The sequence below is a fragment of the Pseudomonas congelans genome (assembly GCF_900103225.1).
Taxonomy (GTDB): domain Bacteria; phylum Pseudomonadota; class Gammaproteobacteria; order Pseudomonadales; family Pseudomonadaceae; genus Aquipseudomonas; species Aquipseudomonas congelans.
Genome location: NZ_FNJH01000002.1, coordinates 372,885 through 398,032, shown reverse-complemented (window position 1 = coordinate 398,032; position 25,148 = coordinate 372,885). Strand labels below are relative to the sequence as shown.

The 25,148-nt window shown below is 59.4% G+C and carries 21 protein-coding genes; 20 read left to right on the top strand and 1 reads right to left on the bottom strand.

Annotation, left to right across the window (positions count from 1 at the left end; all coding sequences use genetic code 11):
- The first annotated feature begins 5 nt into the window (after window positions 1-5).
- From uppS to ispD, 19 genes are all read left to right on the top strand, one after another.
- Window positions 6-761, top strand: a complete 756-nt coding sequence (uppS, locus tag BLR20_RS08825; protein ID WP_010434230.1) for a polyprenyl diphosphate synthase — start codon at window positions 6-8, stop codon at window positions 759-761.
- The gene (locus BLR20_RS08820) at window positions 761-1,576 is read left to right on the top strand and encodes a phosphatidate cytidylyltransferase (protein WP_010434232.1); all 816 of its coding nucleotides are present in this window, start codon (window positions 761-763) and stop codon (window positions 1,574-1,576) included. Before uppS ends, BLR20_RS08820 begins: the two co-directional genes overlap by 1 nt.
- Window positions 1,573-2,763, top strand: a complete 1,191-nt coding sequence (gene ispC / locus BLR20_RS08815; RefSeq protein ID WP_054994277.1) for a 1-deoxy-D-xylulose-5-phosphate reductoisomerase — start codon at window positions 1,573-1,575, stop codon at window positions 2,761-2,763. Before BLR20_RS08820 ends, ispC begins: the two co-directional genes overlap by 4 nt.
- Window positions 2,764-2,880: 117 nt before the next feature.
- Window positions 2,881-4,233, top strand: a complete 1,353-nt coding sequence (gene rseP, locus BLR20_RS08810; protein WP_032616026.1) for a sigma E protease regulator RseP — start codon at window positions 2,881-2,883, stop codon at window positions 4,231-4,233.
- Between the two features lie 74 nt (window positions 4,234-4,307).
- Entirely contained in the window at window positions 4,308-6,683 is a 2,376-nt protein-coding gene (gene bamA, locus BLR20_RS08805; protein ID WP_032616028.1) for an outer membrane protein assembly factor BamA, read from the top strand.
- Between the two features lie 45 nt (window positions 6,684-6,728).
- Window positions 6,729-7,232, top strand: a complete 504-nt coding sequence (locus tag BLR20_RS08800) for an OmpH/Skp family outer membrane protein (protein WP_003314303.1) — start codon at window positions 6,729-6,731, stop codon at window positions 7,230-7,232.
- A 2-nt stretch (window positions 7,233-7,234) separates the two neighbouring features.
- A complete protein-coding gene (gene lpxD, locus BLR20_RS08795; RefSeq protein ID WP_054994276.1) occupies window positions 7,235-8,290 on the top strand; it encodes a UDP-3-O-(3-hydroxymyristoyl)glucosamine N-acyltransferase in 1,056 nt (351 codons plus the stop codon).
- 109 nt (window positions 8,291-8,399) lie between these two features.
- On the top strand, window positions 8,400-8,840 hold the full coding sequence (gene fabZ / locus BLR20_RS08790) for a 3-hydroxyacyl-ACP dehydratase FabZ (RefSeq protein WP_002554719.1): 441 nt from the start codon (window positions 8,400-8,402) through the stop codon (window positions 8,838-8,840).
- Entirely contained in the window at window positions 8,837-9,613 is a 777-nt protein-coding gene (gene lpxA, locus BLR20_RS08785) for an acyl-ACP--UDP-N-acetylglucosamine O-acyltransferase (RefSeq protein WP_010434243.1), read from the top strand. Before fabZ ends, lpxA begins: the two co-directional genes overlap by 4 nt.
- A 2-nt stretch (window positions 9,614-9,615) precedes the next feature.
- Window positions 9,616-10,758, top strand: a complete 1,143-nt coding sequence (gene lpxB / locus BLR20_RS08780) for a lipid-A-disaccharide synthase (RefSeq protein WP_054994275.1) — start codon at window positions 9,616-9,618, stop codon at window positions 10,756-10,758.
- A gap of 11 nt (window positions 10,759-10,769) precedes the next feature.
- The gene (gene rnhB, locus BLR20_RS08775; RefSeq protein ID WP_054994307.1) at window positions 10,770-11,423 is read left to right on the top strand and encodes a ribonuclease HII; all 654 of its coding nucleotides are present in this window, start codon (window positions 10,770-10,772) and stop codon (window positions 11,421-11,423) included.
- A 68-nt stretch (window positions 11,424-11,491) separates the two neighbouring features.
- On the top strand, window positions 11,492-15,013 hold the full coding sequence (gene dnaE, locus BLR20_RS08770) for a DNA polymerase III subunit alpha (RefSeq protein ID WP_003415548.1): 3,522 nt from the start codon (window positions 11,492-11,494) through the stop codon (window positions 15,011-15,013).
- A gap of 128 nt (window positions 15,014-15,141) precedes the next feature.
- Window positions 15,142-16,089 (top strand): acetyl-CoA carboxylase carboxyl transferase subunit alpha, encoded by a 948-nt coding sequence (gene accA, locus BLR20_RS08765; protein WP_003314310.1) that lies wholly within the window; start codon window positions 15,142-15,144, stop codon window positions 16,087-16,089.
- A gap of 136 nt (window positions 16,090-16,225) precedes the next feature.
- Window positions 16,226-17,563 carry a tRNA lysidine(34) synthetase TilS gene (gene tilS, locus BLR20_RS08760; RefSeq protein ID WP_054994274.1) on the top strand — a complete coding sequence of 446 codons (1,338 nt, stop codon included), beginning with the start codon at window positions 16,226-16,228 and terminating at the stop codon, window positions 17,561-17,563.
- A gap of 263 nt (window positions 17,564-17,826) precedes the next feature.
- The gene (locus BLR20_RS08755) at window positions 17,827-19,458 is read left to right on the top strand and encodes a CTP synthase (RefSeq protein ID WP_032616036.1); all 1,632 of its coding nucleotides are present in this window, start codon (window positions 17,827-17,829) and stop codon (window positions 19,456-19,458) included.
- Window positions 19,459-19,472: 14 nt separating this feature from the next.
- Complete coding sequence (gene kdsA / locus BLR20_RS08750; protein WP_010434256.1) at window positions 19,473-20,318, top strand: 3-deoxy-8-phosphooctulonate synthase; 846 nt, start codon at window positions 19,473-19,475, stop codon at window positions 20,316-20,318.
- A 139-nt stretch (window positions 20,319-20,457) separates the two neighbouring features.
- A complete protein-coding gene (eno, locus tag BLR20_RS08745; RefSeq protein ID WP_010434258.1) occupies window positions 20,458-21,744 on the top strand; it encodes a phosphopyruvate hydratase in 1,287 nt (428 codons plus the stop codon).
- A 190-nt stretch (window positions 21,745-21,934) separates the two neighbouring features.
- On the top strand, window positions 21,935-22,213 hold the full coding sequence (gene ftsB / locus BLR20_RS08740) for a cell division protein FtsB (RefSeq protein ID WP_003314315.1): 279 nt from the start codon (window positions 21,935-21,937) through the stop codon (window positions 22,211-22,213).
- Between the two features lie 13 nt (window positions 22,214-22,226).
- Window positions 22,227-22,937: a 2-C-methyl-D-erythritol 4-phosphate cytidylyltransferase gene (gene ispD, locus BLR20_RS08735; RefSeq protein ID WP_010434260.1), complete on the top strand. Its 711-nt coding sequence runs from the start codon at window positions 22,227-22,229 to the stop codon at window positions 22,935-22,937.
- Window positions 22,938-22,944: 7 nt separating this feature from the next.
- Here the strand turns inward: ispD and BLR20_RS08730 are convergent, their stop codons facing one another.
- The gene (locus BLR20_RS08730; RefSeq protein ID WP_003433355.1) at window positions 22,945-23,841 is read right to left on the bottom strand and encodes a LysR family transcriptional regulator; all 897 of its coding nucleotides are present in this window, start codon (window positions 23,839-23,841) and stop codon (window positions 22,945-22,947) included.
- A gap of 104 nt (window positions 23,842-23,945) precedes the next feature.
- On the opposite strand from BLR20_RS08730, the gene BLR20_RS08725 reads away from it, so the two are divergent.
- Window positions 23,946-25,058, top strand: coding sequence for an S-(hydroxymethyl)glutathione dehydrogenase/class III alcohol dehydrogenase (locus BLR20_RS08725; protein WP_003314319.1), 1,113 nt, complete (start codon window positions 23,946-23,948; stop codon window positions 25,056-25,058).
- Window positions 25,059-25,148 lie beyond the last annotated feature (90 nt).

The following is a 25,148-nucleotide window of genomic DNA, read 5'->3' as shown; positions in this document are numbered from 1 at the left end:
CTTTCATGGAAAAGATAAAACCGGCCGTGCCGTCTTCGGTGCCGCGCCACGTTGCGATTATCATGGATGGTAATAATCGCTGGGCCAAGAAACGTTTGCTGCCAGGCGTCGCAGGCCACAAGGCGGGCGTCGATGCTGTGCGGGCCGTTATCGAGGTCTGCGCCGAAGCCCGGGTCGAAGTGCTGACACTGTTCGCGTTCTCCAGTGAAAACTGGCAGCGCCCGGCCGAAGAGGTTGGTGCGTTGATGGAGCTGTTTTTCACGGCGCTGCGCCGTGAAACCAAGCGCCTCAACGAGAACGAGATCAGCCTGCGGATCATCGGCGACCGCTCGCGCTTTCATCCTGAGCTTCAGGCTGCCATGCGCGAGGCGGAAGTGCGCACCTCAGGCAACAGCCGCTTCGTGCTGCAGATTGCTGCCAACTACGGTGGGCAGTGGGACATCGCGCAGGCTGCCCAGCGGCTCGCGCGTGAGGTGCAGGCCGGTCACCTGCAGCCGGAGGATATTACTCCCGAGCTGCTGCAGACCTGCCTGGCAACCGGCGACCTGCCGTTGCCGGACCTGTGCATCCGCACCGGCGGTGAGCACCGCATCAGCAACTTCCTGCTTTGGCAGCTGGCCTACGCCGAGCTGTACTTCTCCGACCTGTTCTGGCCGGACTTCAAACACGATGCCATGCGCGCTGCGCTGGCAGATTTCGCTTCTCGCCAACGTCGCTTCGGTAAAACCAGCGAACAGGTAGAAGCTGGAGCCCGGGCTTAATGCTGAAACAACGGATCATCACGGCACTCATTCTGTTGCCGATCGCCTTGTGCGGGTTTTTCCTGCTGACCGGCATGTACTTCGCCCTGTTCATCGGGGTGGTCGTCGTTCTGGGTGCCTGGGAATGGGCGCGTCTCGCAGGTTTTGCCGCGCAGTCGATGCGTATCGGCTATGCGGCTGTGGTCGCTGTTCTGCTTTTCCTCATGTATCTGCTGCCGGGGCTGGAGCCTTGGGTGCTTGTGGCTGCAGTCATCTGGTGGGGCGTTGCGACCTTTCTGGTCCTTACCTATCCGGACTCCAGCAGTCACTGGGCAAGCGCAGCGTGCAAGCTGGTCATCGGCCTTCTGATTCTGCTGCCTGCGTGGCAGGGTCTGGTCCTGATCAAGCAATGGCCGCTGGGTAACTGGCTGATTCTGTCGGTGATGGTGCTGGTCTGGGCCGCAGACATCGGCGCCTATTTCTCCGGCAAGGCTTTTGGCAAGCGCAAGCTGGCGCCCAAGGTGAGTCCTGGCAAGAGCTGGGAAGGCGTATATGGCGGTCTGGTGGTCAGTCTGGGCATCACGGCAGCAGTAGGCTTTTCCCGCGACTGGACGATTGCGCAGTTCATCGCGGCGCTCTTTGGTGCTGCGGTGATCGTATTCATTTCGGTGATTGGCGACCTGACTGAAAGCATGTTCAAGCGCCAGTCCGGGGTCAAGGACAGCAGTAATCTGCTGCCTGGCCATGGCGGAGTACTGGACCGCATCGACAGCCTGACCGCGGCCATCCCGGTATTTGCCGTTCTGCTCTGGGCCGCTGACTGGGGTGTCATGTGAGTGGGCCGCAACAAATCACCATTCTGGGTGCAACCGGTTCCATAGGGCTGAGCACGCTGGATGTGGTTGCCCGTCACCCAGCGCTTTATCAAGTGTTCGCGCTTACCGGCTTCAGCCGCATGGAAGAATTGCTGGCCTTGTGCATCAGGCACACGCCGCAGTACGTCGTAGTGCCTGATCAGGTTGTCGCCCGCAAGCTGCAGGACGATCTGGCGGCGGCCGGGCTCGATACCCGGGTGCTGGTCGGCGAGGGCGGTCTGTGCGAAGTGGCCGCAGACCCTCGGGTCGATGCGGTCATGGCCGCCATTGTCGGGGCTGCCGGTTTGCGTCCGACGCTGGCTGCGGTGGAGGCGGGCAAGAAGGTATTGCTGGCCAACAAGGAAGCGCTGGTCATGTCCGGCGCCCTGTTCATGCAGGCTGTCCGGCACAATGGCGCCGTGCTGCTGCCCATCGACAGCGAACACAATGCGATTTTCCAGTGTCTGCCCGGCGACTTCGCTCGCGGGCTGGGTGCCGTCGGTGTCCGGCGGATCATGTTGACTGCCTCGGGCGGGCCGTTCCGCGAAACACCGCTGGAGCAGTTGCAGAATGTCACGCCTGAGCAGGCCTGTGCCCATCCGGTCTGGTCGATGGGGCGCAAGATCTCCGTCGATTCGGCAACCATGATGAACAAGGGGCTTGAGCTCATCGAAGCCTGCTGGCTGTTCGATGCGCGCCCGGATCAGGTCGAGGTGGTCATTCACCCGCAAAGCGTGATCCACTCGCTGGTCGATTATGTCGATGGTTCGGTGCTGGCTCAATTGGGCAATCCCGACATGCGTACGCCCATCGCCAATGCACTGGCATGGCCTGCGCGTGTAGACTCTGGCGTTGCGCCACTGGACCTGTTTCGTATCGGCCAGCTTGATTTTCAGGCGCCGGACGAAGAGCGATTCCCTTGCCTGCGGCTGGCCCGACAGGCGGCAGAGGCTGGAGGCAGTGCACCTGCCATGCTCAACGCGGCCAATGAAGTGGCCGTTGCTGCGTTCCTCGATGGGCGTATCCGCTACCTGGAAATCGCCGGTATTATCGAGGAGATTCTGGATCATGAGCCTGTAACCGCGGTCGAAGGGCTCGATGCGGTGTTCGCCGCCGATGCGAAAGCGCGTTTGCTGGCGGGCCAATGGCTTGAACGAAACGGGCGATAGCGATCTGACAACCCGACAAGATGTGAGTGAAAGGGTTGATGTGGTGCGTCAACGGTGGGCCTGGAGGTCTGCAATGATTAACACACTGGCCGACCAGTCGGTACCCGGAGAAGGCTGATGAGCGCTTTATACATGATTCTCGGCACCCTGATTGCGTTGGGCGTGCTGGTGACCTTCCACGAATTCGGCCACTTTTGGGTGGCTCGCCGCTGTGGCGTCAAAGTGCTGCGTTTTTCAGTAGGCTTCGGCACGCCTCTTCTGCGCTGGCATGACCGTCAGGGCACCGAGTACGTCGTCGCTGCCATTCCCTTGGGCGGCTACGTGAAAATGCTCGACGAGCGCGAAGGCAATGTCCCGCCCGAGCTAGCCGATCAGTCGTTCAACCGCAAGACAGTAGGCCAGCGTATCGCGATCGTGATCGCCGGTCCGACAGCCAATTTCCTCCTCGCCATCGCATTTTTCTGGGTGCTGGCGATGATGGGCAGCGAACAGGTGCGCCCGGTTATCGGCGCAGTCGAGTCCGGAAGCATCGCTCAACAGGCTGGCCTGACCGCCGGGCAGGAAATCGTCGCTGTCGATGGAGAGCCCACGTCGGGCTGGGCCGGTGTCAACCTGCAACTGGTCCGTCGTCTGGGTGAGAGCGGTACTATCGCTTTCAAGGTCAGGGATCAGGGTTCTACGGTCGACACCTCTCGCGAGCTGGTCCTGAGTGACTGGCTGAGAGGCGCAGAAGAGCCTGATCCGATCAAATCGCTGGGTATTCGCCCGTGGCGTCCGGCGCTGCTGCCGGTGCTGGCAGAAATCGATCCGAAAGGTCCGGCGCAGAGCGCAGGGCTTAAAACGGGTGATCGTCTCGTTTCGATGGACGGTCAGCCGCTTAATGAGTGGCAACAGGTTGTCGACCGGGTGCGCGAGCGTCCCGAAGCGAAGATTTCGCTGCGCATCGAGCGCGACGGCGTGCAAATGGACGTACCGGTGACCCTCGCGGCCAAGGGCGAGGGCAAGGCTGCCGCAGGTTACCTGGGGGCTGGTGTCAAAGCTGTCGATTGGCCACCCGAAATGCTGCGCGAGGTCAGCTACGGGCCTTTCGCGGCGATGGCCGAGGGCGTGAAGCGCACCTGGAACATGAGTGTGCTGACCCTGGACTCGCTGAAGAAAATGTTGTTCGGCGAGCTCTCGGTAAAAAACTTGAGTGGACCGATAACCATTGCTAAAGTGGCGGGCGCTTCGGCCCAGTCGGGCATCGGAGATTTTCTGAACTTCCTCGCTTATCTGAGTATTAGCCTGGGTGTTCTGAATCTGCTGCCCATTCCCGTCCTGGACGGGGGGCATTTGCTGTTTTATCTGATCGAGTGGGCGCGTGGTCGTCCCCTTTCGGAAAAGGTTCAAGGTTGGGGGGCGCAGATCGGTATCAGTCTGGTAGTGGGCGTAATGTTGCTCGCGCTGGTCAACGATCTGGGCCGACTGTAAAGCGTTGCCGAGTTGCGAATCTGCCGCATTTTGCGGCAGTTTGTTTATTGCCAGTTGGAATAAGAAAGGACTTCATGAAACGTCTGCTGCTAACTGCGGTTCTTTCCGCACTGATGATCGCTGAAGTTCACGCCGAGTCCTTCACCATCTCCGATATCCGTGTCAACGGCCTGCAGCGGGTTTCCGCCGGCAGCGTCTTTGGTGCACTGCCGCTGAACGTAGGCGAGCAGGCGGACGATGGTCGTTTGGTCGATGCTACCCGTTCGCTGTTTAAAACCGGTTTCTTTCAAGATATCCAGCTGGGTCGCGACGGCAATGTGCTCGTCATCAACGTCGTCGAGCGCCCTTCGGTTGCAAGTATCGAAATCGAGGGTAACAAGGCCATCTCCACCGAGGACCTGATGAAGGGGCTGAAACAGTCCGGTCTGGCCGAAGGTGAGATTTTCCAGCGTGCAACCCTTGAAGGCGTGCGTAACGAGCTGCAACGTCAATACGTTGCCCAGGGTCGTTACTCCGCCGAGGTTGACGCCGAGGTTGTTCCTCAGCCGCGCAACCGCGTAGGCCTGAAGATCAACATCAATGAAGGCACCGTAGCCTCCATTCAGCACATCAACGTGGTGGGCAACACGGTCTTCTCCGACGAAGACCTGACCGACCTGTTCGAGCTCAAGACCAGCAACTGGCTGTCGTTCTTCAAGAATGACGACAAGTACGCCCGTGAAAAGCTGTCGGGTGACCTTGAGCGTCTGCGTTCGTACTACCTCGATCGCGGCTATATCAACATGGATATCGCCTCGACCCAGGTGTCGATCACGCCTGACAAGAAGAACGTGTACATCACGGTCAACATCAACGAAGGCGAGAAGTACAGCGTCAAGTCGGTCAAGCTCAGCGGTGACCTGAAGGTTCCTGAAGATCAGGTCAAATCCCTGTTGCTGGTGCAGCCGGGTCAGGTCTTCTCGCGCAAGGTCATGACCACGACGTCCGAACTGATCACCCGCCGCCTGGGTAACGAAGGCTATACCTTCGCCAACGTCAACGGCGTGCCGACACCGAATAACGAAGACCACACGGTCGATATCACCTTCGTTGTCGACCCGGGCAAGCGTGCCTACGTCAACCGTATCAACTACCGCGGCAACACCAAGTCGGAAGACGAAGTGCTGCGTCGCGAAATGCGCCAGATGGAAGGCGGCTGGGCATCGACCTACCTGATCGACCAGTCGAAAACCCGTCTGGACCGTCTGGGCTTCTTCAAGGAAGTCAACGTAGAAACGCCACCTGTCCCAGGCACCGACGATCAGGTTGATGTGAACTACGCCGTTGAAGAGCAGGCGTCCGGTTCGATCACCGCCAGCGTGGGCTTTGCGCAAAGCGCCGGTCTGATCCTCGGTGGTTCGATCAGCCAGAACAACTTCCTCGGTACCGGTAACAAGGTCAGCATCGGCCTGACCCGCAGCGAATACCAGAGCCGTTACAACTTCAGTTACGTCGATCCGTACTACACGCCGGACGGTGTCAGCCTGGGTTACAACGCGTTCTACCGCACCACCAACTACGATGACCTCGACGTTGATGTTGCAAGCTACGCAGTTGACAGCCTGGGTGCCGGTATCAACCTCGGCTACCCGATCAGCGAGACCTCGCGCCTGACCTACGGTCTGACCGTGCAGCAGGACGAGATCAAGACCGGTAAGTACACCGTTGACGAGATTTTCGACTTCGTCGAGAAGGAAGGCGACAAGTACCTGAACTTCAAGGGCTCGATCGGCTGGTCCGAATCGACTCTGAACAAGGGTGTTCTGGCTACCCGTGGCCACTCGCAAAGCCTGGTGTTCGAATCCACCTTGCCGGGTAGCGACCTGTCGTTCTTCAAACTGGATTACCGGGCCCAGTACTTCCACCCGATCACCGATAACTACACCCTGCGTCTGCACACCGAGCTGGGTTATGGTGATGGATACGGTTCTACCTCGGGTCTGCCGTTCTACGAGAACTACTATGCAGGCGGTTTCAACTCGGTACGTGGCTTCAAGGACAGTACCCTTGGTCCGCGCAGTACGCCAAGTAATGGCTCCAAGCCGGGCACATTGGCTGACCCGGACCAGGATCCACTGCCGTTCGGTGGTAATGCCCTGGTTCAGGGTGGCGTAGAGGTCATGTTCCCGCTGCCGTTCGTCAAGGATCAGCGCTCGCTGCGTACGTCCGTGTTCTGGGACGTGGGTAACGTGTTCGATACCAACTGCGACTCCAGCAGAAAGACTGCCAGTGGCAAGAATGTCGAGTGCAACAATATCGACCTTTCCGGCATGGCCAGCTCTGTGGGTATCGGCGTCACCTGGATCACCGCGCTCGGCCCGCTGAGCTTTGCTCTGGCGATGCCGATCAAGAAGCCGGACGACGAAGCCGAAACGCAGGTCTTCCAATTCTCCCTGGGTCAGACCTTCTAAGCGTCTGATCTTTGATAACGCAACGAATTTTGTAGGAGTTGTATTGTGCGTAAGTTGACTCAACTGGTAATGCTGGCAACCGTACTGGTCGCAAGCCCTGCATTCGCCGACATGAAAATTGCGGTACTGAACTATCAGATGGCCTTGCTGGAATCGGACGCTGCCAAGCGTTATGCAGTGGACGCCGAGAAGAAATTCGGTCCGCAACTGACCAAGCTGAAAAGCCTGGAAAGTAGCGCCAAGGGCATCCAGGACCGTCTGGTCAGCGGCGGCGACAAGATGGCTCAGCCTGAGCGCGAGCGTCTGGAGCTTGAGTTCAAGCAAAAGGCTCGTGATTTCCAGTTCCAGTCCAAGGAACTGAACGAAGCCAAGGCAGTTGCTGACCGTGAAATGCTCAAGCAGTTGAAGCCGAAGCTGGATCAGGCTGTAGAAGAAGTCATCAAGAAAGGTGGTTTCGACCTGGTTTTCGAGCGCGGTGCGGTGATCGACGTCAAGCCTCAGTATGACGTGACTCGCCAGGTCATCGAGCGCATGAACCAGCTGAAGTAACCATGAGCATAACCATCAAGCTCGGCCAGTTGGCCGAGTTCCTTGGTGCCACGTTACGTGGCGACAAGGATATCGAAATCACCGGGCTGGCCACTTTGCAAGAGGCCGGCCCTGGTCAAGTCAGTTTCCTGGCAAATCCCAAGTATCGTAAATTGCTGGTCGATACCCAGGCCGCTGCCGTGCTGCTCAAGCCTGCAGACGCCGACGGTTATACCGGTAATGCGCTGGTGGTTCCTGATACCTATCTGGCCTACGCGCGCATTTCGCATTTTTTCGATCCCAAGCCTAAAAGTAGCGCCGGCGTTCATCCGACGGCAGTGATTGCCGCAGATGCGCTGATTGATCCTGCTGCCAGCATTGGCGCCTTTGCTGTGATCGAGAGCGGTGTGCGCGTTGCAGCAGGTGTCACCATCGGTGCTCACTGCTTCATTGGTGCTCGCTGCGAGATCGGTGAAGACGGCTGGCTGGCACCGCGGGTCACGCTTTATCACGATGTGCGCATTGGCAAGCGCGTGGTCATCCAGTCGGGTGCCGTGCTGGGCGGCGAAGGCTTTGGCTTTGCCAAGGATAAAGGTATCTACCACAAGGTTGCACAGATCGGTGGCGTCACCCTGGGTGATGACGTCGAGGTTGGCGTCAATACCGCAATCGATCGTGGTGCGCTGGCTGATACGCGAATTGGCAATGGCGTCAAACTGGACAACCAGATTCAGATTGCCCACAACGTGCAGGTCGGCGACCACACGGCGATGGCTGCGTGTGTCGGTATCTCCGGAAGCACCAAAATCGGCAAGCATTGCATGCTGGCGGGCGGTGTCGGGCTGGTTGGGCATATCGATATTTGCGATGGCGTTTACATCACGGGTATGACCATGGTCACGCATTCCATCACCGAGCCGGGTTCCTACTCCTCGGGTACGGCCATGCAGCCAGCGGACGAATGGCGCAAGAGTGCAGCTCGTCTGCGCAAGATCGACGACATGGCGCGACGTCTGCAAAAGCTCGAAAAGGTTGTAGAGACGGTGACCTCCTCGGGTAATCGCTCATCTGATGGCTGATACCTTTTTAATATCAAGCGTGCTCAGTCGATAAACTGCCTCCTTGATGTAGAGGGGTGCTGCGCAGTCGCGACGCACTCCTAATCTTTACTACAGGCTTCCCCTCGAAATGATGGACATCAAAGAAATTCGCGAATACCTGCCTCATCGTTACCCGTTCCTGCTGGTGGATCGTGTGACCGAGCTGGATATCGAGAACAAGAACATTCGCGCCTACAAGAATGTCAGCGTCAATGAGCCTTTTTTCAACGGTCACTTCCCTGAGCATCCCATCATGCCGGGCGTGCTGATCATCGAAGCGATGGCACAGGCTGCCGGTATCCTCGCGTTCAAGATGCTCGACTCCAAGCCGTCGGACGGCACGCTCTATTATTTCGTTGGTTCGGACAAACTGCGCTTCCGTCAGCCGGTTCTGCCGGGCGACCAGTTGGTTCTCGAGGCGAAATTCCTGAGCAGCAAGCGTCAGATCTGGAAGTTCGAATGCAAGGCTACCGTTGATGGCAAGGCAGTCTGCTCTGCTGAAATCATCTGTGCGGAACGCAAACTATGAGTTTGATTGACCCTCGCGCAATCATCGATCCGACGGCCGTTCTGGCCGCCAATGTTGAGGTCGGCCCCTGGTCGATCATCGGACCCGGTGTGGAAATTGGCGAGGGTACAGTCGTCGGTCCTCATGTTGTCCTCAAGGGGCCAACCAGAATCGGCAAGCACAACCGTATCTACCAGTTTTCATCGGTGGGTGAGGACACGCCTGATCTGAAATACAAGGGCGAGGAAACCCGTCTTGTCATCGGCGATCACAACGTGATCCGCGAAGGCGTGACCATTCACCGCGGGACCGTTCAGGACCGTGCCGAAACCACGCTGGGCGATCACAACCTGATCATGGCCTATGCCCACATCGGGCATGACAGCGTGATCGGCAACCACGTGATTCTGGTCAACAATACGGCCCTGGCAGGCCATGTTCATGTGGATGACTGGGCTATCCTGTCCGGCTTTACCCTGGTGCATCAGTTCTGCCACATCGGTGCACACAGTTTCTCCGGCATGGGGACTGCGATCGGCAAGGATGTACCTGCGTTCGTCACGGTCTTCGGCAACCCGGCCGAGGCGCGCAGCATGAACTTCGAGGGCATGCGCCGTCGGGGCTTCTCCGAAGAAGCCATTCATGCGCTGCGCAGAGCCTACAAGACGGTTTATCGCCAGGGTCTGACCATCGGTCAGGCGCTGGCCGATCTGGCAGAGCCTGCGGCGCAGTTTCCTGAAGTGGCCGTATTTCTTCAGTCCATCCAGACGTCGACTCGCGGCATCATTCGCTAATCATGACCAGTCCACTCTGTATCGCTCTGGTCGCGGGTGAAGCATCCGGCGATATCCTCGGATCCGGTCTGATGCGTGCCCTCAAGGTGCGCCATCCCGATATCCGCTTCATCGGTGTCGGCGGTCCGTTGATGGAAGCCGAAGGCATGCAGTCCTCCTTCCCGATGGAACGTCTGTCGGTGATGGGGCTGGTTGAAGTGCTCGGGCGACTGCGCGAACTGCTGGCCCGGCGCAAGCTGCTGGTCCAGACCCTGATCAATGAAAAGCCGGATGTCTTCATCGGCATCGACGCGCCTGACTTCACGCTCAATATCGAACTTCAGCTGCGTCGCGCGGGCATCAAGACCGTGCACTACGTCAGCCCGTCAGTCTGGGCCTGGCGTCAGAAGCGTGTGCTGAAGATTCGTGAAGGCTGCGATCTGATGCTCACCCTGCTGCCATTCGAAGCGCGTTTCTACGAAGAGCAGGGCGTGCCGGTGCGTTTTGTCGGTCATCCGCTGGCCGACACCATCCCTCTGGATTCCGATCGTTCCGGTGCCCGCGCTGGCCTGGGATTCGCCGCGGATGCGCCGGTTGTCGCGTTGATGCCGGGCAGCCGCGGCGGTGAGGTGGGACGTCTGGGCGGGTTGTTTTTCGATACGGCCGAGCTACTGCTTGCCCGGCGTCCTGGCCTGCGCTTCGTTCTGCCCTGCGCCAGCCCGCAGCGACGGGCTCAGGTGGAGCAGTTGCTGCAGGGGCGTGATCTGCCCGTCACGCTGCTCGACGGCCAGTCGCACGTCGCCCTGGCCGCGTGCGATGCGGTACTGATCGCCTCCGGCACGGCGACCCTGGAAGCCCTGCTGTACAAGCGTCCCATGGTGGTTGCCTACCGCCTGGCGCCGCTGACCTTCTGGATACTCAAACGAATGGTCAAAAGCCCTTACGTGTCGCTGCCGAACCTGCTGGCCCAGCGTCTGCTGGTGCCTGAGTTGCTGCAGGACGATGCCACGCCCGAGGCCCTGGCGCGTACGCTGCTGCCATTGATCGAAGACGGTCGCGAGCAAACCGCCGGTTTTGATGCCATTCACCGCATCCTGCGCCGCGATGCGTCCAATCAGGCCGCCGATGCGGTATTGAGCCTGCTCGGACGGTCGCCTTCACTGTGAGGTCGCCCATGCTGCAAACAGGTCTGGATTTTACTCTCGTCGAGGACCTGGTGGCGGGTGTTGATGAAGTGGGTCGCGGCCCGCTGTGCGGTGCAGTGGTCACCGCGGCCGTCATTCTCGACCCGACCAGGCCCATCCTCGGTCTCAACGACTCGAAGAAACTGACCGAAGCCCGGCGCGAAAAGCTCTACGTCGAAATTCAGGAGAAAGCCCTGTGCTGGTTCATCGCCAGGGCTGAAGTCGAAGAGATCGACCAGCTGAATATCCTGCACGCCACCATGCTGGCCATGCAGCGCGCCGTCGAAGGGTTGAGTATCACGCCAAAGCTGGCGCTTATCGACGGCAACCGCTGCCCGCAGTTGTCGGTGCCCTCGGCGCCGGTGGTGAAGGGAGACTCCAAGGTACCTGCCATTGCTGCCGCATCGATTCTCGCCAAGGTAAGTCGGGATCGGGAAATGGCAGCGCTTGAACTCATCTATCCGGGTTATGGCATCGGTGGGCACAAGGGTTATCCTACGCCGGTGCATCTGGAAGCACTGGCCCGGCTCGGGCCTACGCCCATCCATCGGCGTTCCTTCGCACCGGTGCGTGCAGCCCATGAAGCGCGCGCCACGATAATGATAGGCGGCTCGCTAGCGCCGTCAGTCGGTTTGCTGCAGGACTGACGTTTCACTCCGGGCCAGCTACAATCCTGCCCTTCGTTTTTTGTACTTTCGCGTTTTATAGGATCACCATGCCGGCTTCTTTCGTTCATCTACGCCTGCACACCGAATATTCGCTGGTTGACGGTCTGGTCCGGGTCAAACCGTTGATCAAGGCGCTGACCGGCATGAACATGCCCGCCGTGGCGGTGACCGACCAGAACAACATGTGTTCGCTGGTCAAGTTCTACAAGGCCGCCCAGGGCTCAGGCATCAAGCCTATCTGTGGTGTCGACCTGTGGCTGGCGGGCAGGGATGAAGATGCCGCGCTCAGCCGCATCAGCCTGCTGGCCATGAATGCCCAGGGCTACCGCAACCTGACCGAGCTGATTTCCCGAGGCTTCATCGAAGGCCAGCGCAATGGACAGATCGTCATTCAGCGCCAGTGGGTGGCGCAGGCTAGTGAAGGCGTGATTGCGCTTTCCGCGGCCAAGGAAGGCGAGATCGGCATGGCGTTACTCGGCGGTAATCCGGGTGAGGCAGACGAACTGTTGCGCGAATGGCTGGAAGTCTTTCCTGACCGTTTCTACATCGAAGTGCAGCGTACCAACCGCGCCAACGACGAAGAACATCTGCATGCTGCGGTGGCTCTGGCCGAGCGTCACGGCGCGCCGCTGGTAGCGACCAACGATGTGCGCTTCATCAAGCAGGCCGATTTCGAAGCTCACGAAACCCGCGTATGCATCGGTGAAGGGCGTGCGCTGGACGACCCGCGTCGCTCGCACAACTACAGCGATCAGCAATACCTGAAAAGCCCGGAAGAAATGGCCGAGCTGTTCAGCGATCTGCCGGAAGCGCTGGAAAATACCGTCGAAATTGCCAAGCGCTGCAACATCGACGTCAAGCTGGGCACGCACTTCCTGCCCAACTTCCCGATTCCCGATGGCATGACCATCGATGAGTATTTCCGCAAGGTCTCCTTCGACGGTCTCGAAGAGCGTCTTGCCGTCCTGTTGCCCAAGGACACCACCGAAGATTACGAAGCCAAGCGTCAGGTGTATGTCGACCGGCTGAATTTCGAGCTGGATATCATTATCCAGATGGGCTTCCCCGGTTATTTCCTGATCGTGATGGACTTCATCCAGTGGGCCAAGAGCAACGGCGTACCGGTGGGACCGGGTCGTGGTTCGGGTGCCGGTTCGCTGGTTGCCTATGTGCAGAAGATCACTGACCTCGACCCGCTGGAATATGACCTGCTGTTCGAACGCTTCCTGAACCCGGAACGGGTTTCCATGCCCGACTTCGACGTCGACTTCTGCATGGACGGTCGTGATCGGGTGATCGAATATGTGGCCGAGAAGTATGGTCGCAACGCGGTCAGCCAGATCATCACCTTCGGTTCCATGGCCGCCAAGGCGGTAGTGCGTGACGTGGCGCGGGTGCAGGGCAAGTCTTACGGGCTGGCCGATCGTCTGTCGAAGATGATCCCGTTCGAAGTCGGCATGACCCTCGAAAAGGCTTACGAGCAGGAAGAGATTCTTCGCGATTTCCTCAAGGTCGATGAGGAAGCTGCGGAAATCTGGGAGATGGCGCTCAAGCTCGAGGGCATTGTGCGTAACGTCGGCAAGCACGCCGGTGGTGTGGTCATTGCCCCGACCAAGCTGACCGACTTCTCGCCGATCTATTGCGACGAGGCCGGTGACGGTCTGGTGACCCAGTTCGACAAGGACGATGTCGAGGCTGCGGGGCTGGTGAAGTTCGACTTCCTCGGTCTGCGTACCCTGACCATCATCGACTGGGCGCTCAAGACCATCAACCGTGACCGCGCCAAGGTCAACGAAGAGCCGCTGGACATCGCCTTCATTCCGCTCGATGACATGCCGACCTATCAGTTGCTGCAGCGCGCCGAGACCACGGCGGTGTTCCAGCTCGAGTCGCGGGGCATGAAAGAGCTGATCAAAAAGCTCAAGCCCGACTGCCTGGAAGACTTGATCGCACTGGTGGCGCTGTTCCGTCCCGGCCCGCTGCAATCGGGCATGGTGGACGACTTCATCAACCGTAAGCACGGTCGCGCCGAGCTCTCCTATCCGCACGTCGATTACCAGTACGAAGGCCTCAAGCCGGTACTGGCGCCGACTTACGGCATCATCCTGTATCAGGAGCAGGTGATGCAGATCGCCCAGGTCATGGCCGGTTACACCCTCGGCGGTGCGGACATGCTGCGTCGTGCAATGGGCAAGAAAAAGCCCGAGGAAATGGCCAAGCAGCGCGGTGGTTTCATCGATGGCTGCAAGACCAATAACATCGACCCCGACCTTGCCGGTAACATTTTCGACCTGGTGGAAAAGTTCGCCGGTTACGGTTTCAACAAATCCCACTCCGCGGCCTACGGGCTGGTGTCGTACCAGACCGCCTGGCTGAAGACTCACTACCCGGCGCCGTTCATGGCGGCGGTGTTGTCGGCGGATATGCACAACACCGACAAGGTCGTGACCTTGATCGAAGAAGTGCGCACGATGAAGCTGCGCCTCGACGCGCCGGACGTGAACACTTCGGAGTTCAAGTTCACAGTGAGCGACGATGGCCGCATTCTTTATGGGCTTGGGGCGATCAAGGGGGTAGGCGAGGGGCCGGTCGAGGCGATTACCGATGCGCGCCAGAGCGGGCCGTTCAAGGACTTGTTCGATTTCTGCGCCCGCGTCGATCTCAAGCGGGTCAACAAGCGAACGCTGGATGGTCTGATTCGCAGCGGTGCGCTGGATCGTCTGGGACCGTACTTCGAACTGGAGCCCAAGGCCTATCAGGCCAATATCGATCGTAACCGTTCGGTGTTGCTTGCCGCTCTGGAAGAAGCCATTCAGGCGGCAGAACAGACTGCACGCAGTCATGACAGTGGTCACGCCGACCTGTTCGGCGGTCTGTTCGTCGAAGCGGATGCCGATGTCTACGCCAACCACCGCAAGACCCGCGAGCTGAGCCTCAAGGATCGTCTGCGTGGTGAAAAGGAAACCCTGGGGCTGTACCTGACCGGGCACCCGATCGATGAGTATGAAGGCGAGATCCGCCGTTTCGCTCGTCAACGGATTATCGATCTAAAGCCTGCAAGAGACACCCAGACGGTCGCAGGCCTGATCATTGCCCTGCGCGTCATGAAGAACAAGAAGGGCGACAAGATGGGGTTCATTACCCTGGACGATCGCTCGGCGCGCATTGAGGCGTCGCTGTTTGCCGAAGCATTCCATTCGGCTCAGTCACTGTTGCAGACCGATGCTATGGTGGTGGTCGAGGGCGAAGTCAGTAATGATGACTTCTCCGGAGGGCTGCGCCTGCGTGCCAAGCGTGTCATGAGCATCGAAGATGCCCGCACCAATCTGGCCGAGAGCCTGCGCGTGACGGTGCGTGCCGAAGCGCTCAAGGGCGACCGGCTGCGCTGGCTGGGCGATCTGTGCAAGCGCCATCGCGGTGCCTGTCCGATCACGGTGGACTACACGGGGCAGGACGCCCGCGCATTGCTGCAATTGGGAGAAGCATGGCGGATTGATCCTGCGGACAGCTTGATTCAAGCTCTGCGTGACCAGTTCGGGCGTGAGAACGTCTTTCTCCAGTATCGTTGAACGTCGCAGGCTCGACTTGCGCTCAACCCTGAATTTTAATTTCGACCTGAACGCGCCGGTTCCGAACAGGAACGGCGCAGACGGATCAACCGGCCGGCCTCTTGGCCGTCGACCCAAGACGGATGCCTATGAACCCGAATTTTCTTGATTTCGAACAGCCTATCGCTGACTTGCAGGCCAAAATCGAAGAACTGCGCTTGGTGGGTAACGACAACTCGCTGAACATCGGCGACGAGATCTCCCGGCTGCAAGACAAGAGCAAGACGCTCACCGAAAGCATCTTCGGCAACCTCACCAGCTGGCAGATTGCGCGCATGGCGCGCCATCCGCGTCGTCCTTACACGCTGGACTACATCGAAAACATCTTTACCGAGTTCGATGAGCTGCACGGTGATCGTCATTTCTCCGATGATGCGGCGATCGTCGGCGGTATTGCCCGTCTGGACAACCAGCCAGTCATGGTCATCGGTCATCAGAAAGGCCGGGAAGTGCGCGAGAAGGTTCGCCGCAACTTCGGCATGCCGCGCCCTGAGGGTTATCGCAAGGCCTGCCGTCTGATGGAGATGGCCGAGCGCTTCAAGATGCCGATCCTGACCTTCATCGACACGCCGGGTGCCTATCCTGGTATCGACGCCGAAGAGCGCAACCAGAGCGAGGCGATTGCCTGGAACCTGCGCGTGATGGCCCGTCTCAAGACCCCGATCATCGCTACCGTTATTGGTGAAGGCGGTTCCGGTGGTGCGCTGGCGATCGGCGTCTGCGACCAGTTGAACATGCTGCAGTATTCGACCTACGCGGTGATCTCTCCGGAAGGCTGCGCGTCGATTCTGTGGAAAACCGCCGAGAAGGCTCCGGATGCTGCCGAAGCCATGGGCATCACCGCTGACCGCCTGAAAGGCCTGGGTATCGTCGACAAGGTCATCGCCGAGCCACTGGGTGGCGCGCATCGTGATCCGGTCGCCGCCGCTGCCCTGATTCGCGAAGAGCTGAGCAGTCAGCTGGCGATGCTCAAGGAGTTCGATAACGACGCGCTGCTGGCTCGCCGTTATGACCGCTTGATGAGCTACGGTCTGTAAGCTGCGTCGCCCCGATTGCTTCCACGTCTTGCGGGCTTCTTCCCGAAAGGCGTGGGAGCGAACCTGTTCGCGAAAGGACTGGTTTGAGCACTGAAGCAGTGAGTGTGCGAATCAGCCAGGCCGGTGAAAAACATCCATGACCACCCCTTCACGCACCGGTCATGATCTTTCTGCCAGGCTTCTTCAAGCCTTGATCCCATGGCACGATGCGCCTGTCTGGCATGTCGGTTTCTCCGGAGGCCTCGACTCAACCGTGCTTTTGCATCTTCTGGCTGAACTCGCCAGTCGCGAAACCCTGCCTGCGCTCAATGCAATCCATGTTCACCATGGTCTGCAGCCCGCTGCCGATGCCTGGCCAGAGCATTGTCAGCAGGTCTGCAAGACGCTCGGGGTGGCATTTGAGTCTGTTCGCGTTCAGGTCGAGCCTGGCGCAAGTATCGAGCAGGCTGCCCGGAAGGCGCGTTACAGCGCGTTCAGCCAGCGGCTGGCTGAGGGGGAGGTGCTGCTGACGGGGCAGCATCGCGATGATCAGGCCGAGACCCTGTTGTTCCGTCTGCTGCGCGGCGCGGGCGTACGCGGTCTGGCTGCCATGCCCTATAGGCGAGTGCTGGGGCGTGGGCATCTGGTGAGGCCGCTACTGGATGTGTCGCGAATGCAGCTGGAGGATTACGCGCGTCGGCATGGGCTGAACTGGATCGACGATCCCAGCAATGACTATCAGCAGTTCTCGCGCAACTTTCTGCGCAGTCAGGTGCTGCCGTTGCTGACCTCCAGATGGCCGCAGGCAGCGGCCAGTCTGGCACGTACGGCACGCCACCTCGGCGAAGCGCAGCATTTGCTGGACGAGCTTGCGCTGCAGGATATTGCCAATGCTCAGGCTGCAACGTCGTTCGGCTGGGTCGGCCTGCCGGTGTTGAGTCTTGGCCCGATTGCCGTGTTGTCCCCAGCACGGCAGCGTAATGCACTGCGTCACTGGCTTGCGCCACTGACACGCTTGCCGGACACCGATCACTGGGCTGGCTGGGAGGCGTTGCGCGATGCTGCGCAAGACGCGGGTCCGCTGTGGCGGCTCGCCGATGGAACGCTGTACAGGGCGCAGGGCTTTCTCTGGTGGGTGCCCGCTGACTGGGAGCCGCTCTGTCATCAGGCAATGGACTGGTCGGACACTGGTGTGGCGCTGGATTTGCCGGGCAATGGCCGCGTGGTTCTGGAAGGTGAGGCGCCGTCGGGGTGTCTGCAAGTCCGCTATCGGCAGGGCGGTGAAGTCTTGCGCCTCGGCGGGCGTGGCAGCCGAGATCTCAAGCGCTTGCTCAACGAGCAATCAGTGCCGGCGTTTCTGCGCGGCAGATTGCCGCTGCTGTACCTCGATAACGTGCTGCTGGCCGTCGCCAACCTGCCTGGACTGGACGGTTCGCCCAATGAAAACTGGCGTTTGCGCTGGGTTACGCCGACCGGCGACCAAAGTTTGAGCTGAAAGGCCCTTTCAGGTAGACTACGCTCCCTTCTTGATACAGCTTCTGTCGGCTCTTTTGAAACGACATGAGTTGCCGGTTACCAACCAGTATTTACTGGGTAATTCTTAAAATGTAGCGCACACCACACTGGCTTTTGCCGGTCGGTTTCAACGCAGCAGTTTCGGGAGTGCACCGTGAATTTTGTCGGTAATCGGGGGCTTCGGCCTTCCTTCGCTATCCCCGGCGGCTCTGACCGCTTTAACGCAGACTTCTAGGGTTTTTCATGACGCGCTACATCTTCGTCACGGGCGGTGTTGTTTCTTCATTGGGGAAAGGCATTGCCTCGGCTTCATTGGCGGCCATCCTGGAGGCGCGGGGACTCAAGGTCACCATGCTCAAACTGGATCCCTACATCAACGTGGACCCAGGCACCATGAGCCCGTTCCAGCACGGTGAGGTGTTCGTCACTCACGACGGCGCCGAGACCGACCTGGACCTTGGTCACTATGAGCGGTTCATCCGCACCACCATGACCCAGAACAACAACTTCACCACCGGCCGTGTGTACGAACACGTCCTGCGCAAAGAGCGCCGTGGTGATTACCTGGGCGCGACCATTCAGGTCATCCCGCACATCACCGATGAAATCAAGCGCCGCATCATCAAGGGTGCAGGCGATGCCGACGTGGCGCTGGTCGAGATCGGCGGTACGGTAGGCGACATCGAGTCCCAGCCGTTTCTGGAAGCCATCCGCCAGTTGCGCTTCGAAGTCGGCGCACGCCGCGCGATGCTGATGCACCTGACGCTGGTGCCGTACATCGCCACTGCCGGAGAGACCAAGACCAAGCCGACCCAGCATTCGGTGAAGGAATTGCGCTCCATCGGCCTGCAGCCTGATGTGCTGGTCTGCCGTTCCGACCACCCGATCGACGTTTCCTCGCGTCGCAAGATCGCTCAGTTCACCAACGTCGAAGAGCGTGCGGTCATTGCCCTCGAAGACGCGGATACCATCTACAAGATCCCGGGCATTCTGCACTCGCAAGGCCTGGACGATTTTGTGGTCGAGCGCTTCGGCCTGCAATGTGGTGGTGCCGACCTGTCCGAGTGGGACAAGGTTGTCGACGCCAAGCTCAACCCGGAACACGAAGTGACCATCGCGATGGTCGGCAAGTACATGGAACTGCTCGACGCCTACAAGTCGTTGATCGAAGCCATGAGCCACGCCGGTATCACCAATCGCACCAAGGTCAACCTGCGTTACATCGACTCTGAAGACATTGAAAACCAGGGCACCGGCCTGCTCGAAGGCGTGGACGCGATCCTGGTTCCGGGTGGCTTCGGTCTGCGCGGCGTCGAAGGCAAGATCACTGCCGTTCAGTTCGCCCGTGAGAACAAGGTTCCGTACCTGGGTATCTGCCTGGGCATGCAGGTCGCGGTCATCGAGTTCGCCCGTAACGTGCTGGGCTGGAAAGACGCCAACTCCACCGAGTTCGACCGTACCAGCGCGCACGCTGTAGTGGGTCTGATCACCGAATGGGAAGACGCCACCGGCGCAGTCGAAACCCGTACCGAAAGCTCCGATCTGGGCGGCACCATGCGTCTGGGCGCGCAAGAGTGCCAGCTTGAAGCCGGTTCGCTGGTCCACGACTGCTACAGCAAGGACGTAATCGTCGAGCGCCATCGCCACCGCTATGAAGTGAACAACAACCTGTTGCCGCAGTTGATCGAGGCCGGTCTGAAGATTTCCGGCCGCTCCGGCGACGGCGCGCTGGTTGAAGTGGTCGAAGCACCGGATCATCCATGGTTCGTCGCTTGCCAGTTCCACCCGGAATTCACCTCCACCCCCCGTGACGGTCATCCGCTGTTCAGCGGTTTCGTCAAGGCGGCACTGGCTCAACATCAGAAAAATTCCTGACAGGGACTGCAGACATGGCTCAGAAAATCATCCGCGTAGGTTCGATCGAGATCGCCAACGACAAGCCAATGGTGCTGTTCGGCGGCATGAACGTACTCGAATCCCGGGATATGGCCATGCAGGTCTGTGAAGAATACGTAAAGGTGACCGAAAAGCTCGGTATCCCTTACGTGTTCAAGGCCAGCTTCGACAAGGCCAACCGCTCGTCGGTGAACTCCTACCGTGGGCCGGGCCTTGAAGAAGGCATGCGTATTTTCGAAGAGATCAAGCGCACCTTCAACGTGCCGCTCATCACCGATGTTCACGAGCCCCATCAGGCTGCTGTGGTGGCCGAAGTCTGCGACATCATTCAGCTGCCGGCTTTCCTGTCGCGGCAGACTGATCTGGTCGTCGCGATGGCGAAAACCGGTGCAATCATCAACATCAAGAAAGCCCAATTCCTCGCACCTCAGGAAATGAAACACATCCTGACCAAGTGCGAAGAGGCCGGTAACGATCAGTTGATTCTCTGTGAGCGGGGCTCCAGCTTCGGTTACAACAATCTGGTTGTGGACATGCTCGGCTTCGGCATCATGAAGCAGTTCGAGTACCCGATCCTGTTCGACGTGACCCACGCCCTGCAGATGCCTGGCGGTCGTTCCGATTCCGCCGGCGGCCGCCGCGCCCAGGTGCTGGATCTGGCCAAGGCCGGTATCAGTCAGAATCTGGCCGGCCTGTTCCTTGAAGCCCATCCGGATCCTGACAACGCCAAATGCGATGGGCCATGTGCCTTGCGTCTGGACAAACTTGAGCCGTTCCTGGCCCAACTCAAGTCCCTGGATGAACTTGTAAAGAGTTTTCCGATCGTAGAGACCGCTTGAACAGGGTTCTCCGGTAAAGTGCCGTTCCCCGTCATTCGTGACGGGGTTGTCGCATTCAGACCTGCCTTTTTCTGCGTCTGATTGCGAGCATTGTTTCCCCAGCTGCGTCGTTTTCGTCAATCTTGGAGTGTTTACAACAATGGCAAAAATCGTCGACATCAAAGGTCGTGAAGTTCTCGACTCCCGTGGCAATCCCACCGTGGAAGCAGATGTGCTCCTCGATAACGGCATCATCGGCAGCGCCTGTGCGCCGTCCGGGGCCTCAACCGGCTCGCGCGAAGCGCTGGAGCTGCGTGATGGCGACAAGAGCCGTTATATGGGCAAGGGCGTTCTGAAAGCTGTGGCCAACATCAATGGCCCTATCCGTGACCTGCTTCTGGGCAAGGACCCGGTTGACCAGAAGGCGCTGGATCACGCGATGATCGAGCTGGACGGCACCGAAAACAAGGCAAGCCTGGGCGCAAACGCCATCCTCGCGGTCTCCCTGGCAGCTGCCAAGGCCGCGGCGCAGGATCAGGACCTGCCGCTGTACGCGCACATCGCCAACCTCAATGGCACACCGGGCGTGTACTCCATGCCGGTACCGATGATGAACATCATCAACGGTGGCGAGCATGCCGATAACAACATCGACATCCAGGAATTCATGATCCAGCCTGTCGGCGCCAAGTCCTTCGCTGAAGGCCTGCGCTGGGGCACCGAGATTTTCCATCACCTCAAGGCGGTCCTCAAGGCGCGTGGCCTGAACACTGCAGTGGGTGACGAAGGTGGCTTTGCGCCCAACCTGGCATCCAACAAGGAAGCGCTCGACGCTATCGCCGAAGCGGTTTCCAAGGCGGGTTACACGCTGGGCACCGACGTGACCCTGGCGCTGGACTGCGCAGCGAGCGAGTTCTACAAGAACGGCAAGTACAAGCTGAGCGAAGAGGGCGAATACAGCTCTGCCGAGTTCGCCGAATACCTTGCCGAGCTGACTCGCAAGCACCCGATCATTTCCATTGAAGACGGTCTGGACGAGTCCGACTGGGATGGCTGGAAAATCCTTACGGACAAGATCGGCGAGAAAACCCAGCTGGTAGGTGACGACCTGTTCGTGACCAACACCAAGATCCTCAAGGAAGGCATCGACAAGAAGATCGCCAACTCGATCCTGATCAAGTTCAACCAGATCGGCACGCTGACCGAAACCCTGGAAGCCATTCAGATGGCCAAGGCTGCCGGTTACACTGCGATCATCTCTCACCGTTCCGGCGAGACCGAAGATTCGACCATTGCCGACCTGGCGGTGGGTACCTCTGCCGGTCAGATCAAAACCGGTTCGCTGTGCCGCTCTGACCGTGTGTCCAAGTACAACCAATTGCTGCGCATCGAGGAGCAATTGGGCTCCAAGGCTGTGTATCGTGGTCGTGCCGAGTTTCGCGGCTGAGCCATAGATGGTAAAAAGACGCAGAGTGCTGCGCAGGTTCGGGTTCCCTGACTCGCCTGTGCAGCTCCGATGCTGACGCTCCGCGGTAATCTGGAGTGATTGAGCCTGGCTTATGTCAGGCTCAATGCCCTCAGTCGTTTGTTGTTCACGTTGGCTCTGCTGTCTTTTTTACTGGGTACCTGATATTTCAATGCGCAGTCCTAACTGGTTGTTCCTCGTCCTGCTCCTGTTGCTGGCTGGCTTGCAGTACCGCCTTTGGGTCGGTAACGGAAGCCTTGCGCAAGTGGCCAGCCTGACTCAGCAGATTGCCGACCAGCACGCTGAAAATCAGGTGCTGCTGGAGCGCAACCGCGTGCTTGATGCCGAGGTCATGGAATTGAAAAAAGGTCTGGAAACCGTCGAAGAGCGTGCCCGACATGAATTGGGCATGGTCAAGGACGGCGAAACCCTTTACCAGCTCGCGCAATAATCAAGTTGGTGCGATGAAAGACTCTCTTCCTGCCTTCTGGGCAGTGATACCTGCAGCGGGCATTGGCGCTCGCATGGCAGCCGACCGTCCCAAGCAGTACCTGCAACTGGGCGGCCTGACAATTCTGGAACACAGCCTGCTTTGCTTTCTCGATCACCCCCGGCTCAAGGGGCTGGTGATCAGCCTGGCTGTGGACGACCCTTACTGGGCTGCATTGCCCTGCGCGCATGACACTCGTATTCAGCGCGTGGACGGCGGCAGCGAGCGCTCGGGCTCGGTGCTCAATGCGCTTCTGCACCTGCACGCGCAGGGCGCCAGTGACAATGACTGGGTGCTGGTTCATGACGCTGCGCGTCCGAACCTGGCGCGCAGTGATCTGGATAATCTGCTTGGCGAACTGGCCGATGATCCTGTCGGCGGCCTGCTGGCCGTGCCGGCCCGCGATACGCTCAAGCGTGCCGACAGCAGTGGTCGCGTGCTGGAAACAGTGGATCGCAGCCTGATCTGGCAAGCGTTCACGCCGCAGATGTTTCGTCTCGGGGCCCTGCATCGCGCCTTGGCGGACAGCCTGGTGTCTAACGTCAGTATCACCGATGAGGCATCGGCCATCGAGTGGGCGGGTCAATCGCCACGTCTGATCGAGGGACGCTCGGACAACATCAAGGTCACGCGCCCCGAAGACCTGGAATGGCTGCGTCAGCGTCGCAGCGAGTTCGGCCGCTAAACGTCTGCTACTGGCGATACTCATCCCTCATCGCCAGCCCTTCCTTAAGATAATCCACCAGCTTGCGCACCTTGGGTGACAGGTGCCTTTGCTGCGGATAGAGCGCCCACACGGCGGTGTTGGGCGGTTGATGCGCCTCCAGCAATGAAACCAGCGTGCCGTCGTTGAGATGTTTCTGCACGTAGTAATCCGGCAACTGACACAAACCGACTCCGTGCAACGCGGCATCCAGCACGGCCTGGCCGCTGTTACAGCGCCAATTGCCCTGCACACGCTGGGAAAACTCACGTCCGTTCTGCTGGAGCTGCCAGGTGTCGCTGCCTCCGATCAGGCAGTTATGGCGATTCAGTTCCGAAAGGCTGTGTGGTCTACCGTAGCGCTCGATGTAGGACGGCGAAGCGCACAGGTACATCTGCCGTGGCGCGAGGCGGGTTGCGACCAGACGCGAATCCTGTAACCGGCCCAGACGAATCGCCAGGTCCATGCCTTCATGAACCAGGTCCAGCGTGTCGTTGCTCAACTCGATATCGACCCGCAGATGCGGGTACACATCCATGAAACGTGTGACCAGCGGCGTAATGAAGCGCTCCCCATAGGCCACGGCGCAGGTCATGCGCAACAACCCCTTCGGTTCGCTGGCCAGATCGCCCACGGCGCGCAGTGCTTCTTCGCGGCCATCTTGCAGGCGCTGGCAGTGATGCAGAAAGGTCTGGCCGGCTTCGGTGAGCGCGACCTTGCGCGTGCTGCGGTATAGCAGACGGGTCTGCAGGCGTTCTTCAAGGCGCACGATCTGACGACTGACGTGCGACGAGGAAACCCCGAGCCGCTGAGCGGCCGCCGTGAACTGCCCGCATTCCGCGACGGCAACGAACTCATCCAGACCTTCCCAGCGATTGGTGTACATCGATTATCCCTGCACAGCATTAATGTTTTGCTTTTAGCCGCATTACTCGTCAATTGGCACTGTACTACACTGCAATCCTTGTTTTTACCCGTCGGAGAAGATTGATGATCAAGTCGCGCGCTGCTGTCGCTTTTGAAGCCAAAAAGCCATTGGAGATCGTTGAAGTCGATGTCGCCATGCCCAAGGCGGGAGAAGTGCTGCTCAGAGTAGTGGCCTCCGGCGTCTGCCACACCGATGCCTACACACTGTCCGGGGCTGACCCAGAAGGGATTTTCCCGTCGATCCTCGGCCACGAAGGCGGTGCGATTGTAGAGGCGGTAGGTGAGGGGGTGACCTCGGTGGTGGTCGGCGACCACGTGATTCCGCTGTACACCCCGGAATGCCGTCAGTGCAAGTTCTGCCGCTCGGGCAAGACCAACCTGTGCCAGGCGATTCGTGCCACTCAGGGTAAAGGCCTGATGCCGGATGGCACCACGCGCTTTTCCTACAAGGGCGAGCCGATTTTCCACTACATGGGCACCTCGACCTTTTCCGAGTACACCGTACTGCCGGAAATCTCGGTGGCCAAAATCGACAAACAGGCACCGCTGGAAAAAGTCTGCCTGCTGGGTTGCGGTGTCACCACCGGTATCGGTGCGGTGCTCAACACCGCCAAGGTCAAGCCTGGCGATACCGTGGCCATCTTCGGTCTGGGCGGTATCGGCCTCTCGGCATTGATCGGTGCGGTCAAAGCCAAGGCCGCCCGAATCATCGCCATCGACATCAACCCGGCCAAGTTCGAGATCGCCAAACAGCTGGGCGCGACTGATTGCGTCAATCCGAAGGATTTCGACCGTCCGATCCAAGAGGTCATTGTCGACATGACCGATGGCGGCGTCGACTTCTCGTTCGAGTGCATCGGTAATGTGCAACTGATGCGTGCAGCGCTGGAATCCTGCCACAAGGGCTGGGGCGAGTCGGTCATCATCGGCGTAGCCGGCGCCGGCCAGGAAATCGCTACCCGTCCGTTCCAGCTGGTGACCGGGCGCGTCTGGCGCGGTTCGGCATTTGGCGGCGTGCGTGGCCGTACCGAATTGCCGAGCTATGTGGACATGGCGCAGACCGGTGAAATTCCGCTGGACACTTTCATCACCCACACCATGGGCCTGGAAGACATCAACAAGGCGTTCGACCTGATGCATGAAGGCAAAAGCATCCGTACGGTCATTCATTTTTAAGGAGCAGCGGCGGGCTCTGCGCTTCACGCAGCAAGCAAGATGATCCGATAGCGCTTGCTGCATGAGGCTGGAAGCCTGCAACTGGAGGAA

Coding starts and splice junctions, on each gene's coding strand:
- uppS (WP_010434230.1), top strand. CDS start 6: ATGGAAAAGATAAAACCGGCCGTGCCGTCTTCGGTGCCGCGCCACGTT.
- BLR20_RS08820 (WP_010434232.1), top strand. CDS start 761: ATGCTGAAACAACGGATCATCACGGCACTCATTCTGTTGCCGATCGCC.
- rseP (WP_032616026.1), top strand. CDS start 2,881: ATGAGCGCTTTATACATGATTCTCGGCACCCTGATTGCGTTGGGCGTG.
- bamA (WP_032616028.1), top strand. CDS start 4,308: ATGAAACGTCTGCTGCTAACTGCGGTTCTTTCCGCACTGATGATCGCT.
- lpxD (WP_054994276.1), top strand. CDS start 7,235: ATGAGCATAACCATCAAGCTCGGCCAGTTGGCCGAGTTCCTTGGTGCC.
- fabZ (WP_002554719.1), top strand. CDS start 8,400: ATGATGGACATCAAAGAAATTCGCGAATACCTGCCTCATCGTTACCCG.
- lpxA (WP_010434243.1), top strand. CDS start 8,837: ATGAGTTTGATTGACCCTCGCGCAATCATCGATCCGACGGCCGTTCTG.
- lpxB (WP_054994275.1), top strand. CDS start 9,616: ATGACCAGTCCACTCTGTATCGCTCTGGTCGCGGGTGAAGCATCCGGC.
- dnaE (WP_003415548.1), top strand. CDS start 11,492: ATGCCGGCTTCTTTCGTTCATCTACGCCTGCACACCGAATATTCGCTG.
- accA (WP_003314310.1), top strand. CDS start 15,142: ATGAACCCGAATTTTCTTGATTTCGAACAGCCTATCGCTGACTTGCAG.
- tilS (WP_054994274.1), top strand. CDS start 16,226: ATGACCACCCCTTCACGCACCGGTCATGATCTTTCTGCCAGGCTTCTT.
- BLR20_RS08755 (WP_032616036.1), top strand. CDS start 17,827: ATGACGCGCTACATCTTCGTCACGGGCGGTGTTGTTTCTTCATTGGGG.
- kdsA (WP_010434256.1), top strand. CDS start 19,473: ATGGCTCAGAAAATCATCCGCGTAGGTTCGATCGAGATCGCCAACGAC.
- eno (WP_010434258.1), top strand. CDS start 20,458: ATGGCAAAAATCGTCGACATCAAAGGTCGTGAAGTTCTCGACTCCCGT.
- ftsB (WP_003314315.1), top strand. CDS start 21,935: ATGCGCAGTCCTAACTGGTTGTTCCTCGTCCTGCTCCTGTTGCTGGCT.
- ispD (WP_010434260.1), top strand. CDS start 22,227: ATGAAAGACTCTCTTCCTGCCTTCTGGGCAGTGATACCTGCAGCGGGC.
- BLR20_RS08730 (WP_003433355.1), bottom strand. CDS start 23,841: ATGTACACCAATCGCTGGGAAGGTCTGGATGAGTTCGTTGCCGTCGCG.
- BLR20_RS08725 (WP_003314319.1), top strand. CDS start 23,946: ATGATCAAGTCGCGCGCTGCTGTCGCTTTTGAAGCCAAAAAGCCATTG.